Origin of the sequence: Streptomyces sp. URMC 126 (assembly GCF_051386555.1) — a bacterium.
Lineage (GTDB): Bacteria > Actinomycetota > Actinomycetes > Streptomycetales > Streptomycetaceae > Streptomyces.
Genome location: NZ_JBPQTX010000842.1, coordinates 1 through 276, shown reverse-complemented (window position 1 = coordinate 276; position 276 = coordinate 1). Strand labels below are relative to the sequence as shown.

Here is a 276-nt window from a genome sequence, read left to right as displayed (position 1 = left end):
CATCTGGACCGTGCCGGTGCGCGCGCTGGACCGGCAACGCGATCTGAGCGCCACGATCTGCCCCGGCACCTGCCAGGTGATCGACGACAGCCCGGCGTTCTCGCCCGACGGCCGGACCATCGCCTTCAACCGCGAGGACGGCGGCGGCCGGACCAACGAACGCAACGGCATCCTGCTCGCCCCGGTGTCCGGCGACGGATGCCGGGTGCTGCTCCCGGCCGGGCTGCGCGACGACCCGGCCGCCTGCGGACGGCCGCTGCCGGACACCTCCACCAC

At 74.6% G+C, this 276-nt stretch carries 1 protein-coding gene; it reads left to right on the top strand.

Annotated features, from left to right (window positions below):
- Positions 1–276 (top strand): hypothetical protein (locus ACSNOK_RS34170; RefSeq protein WP_436784620.1); only part of this gene is annotated, 276 nt, incomplete at both ends.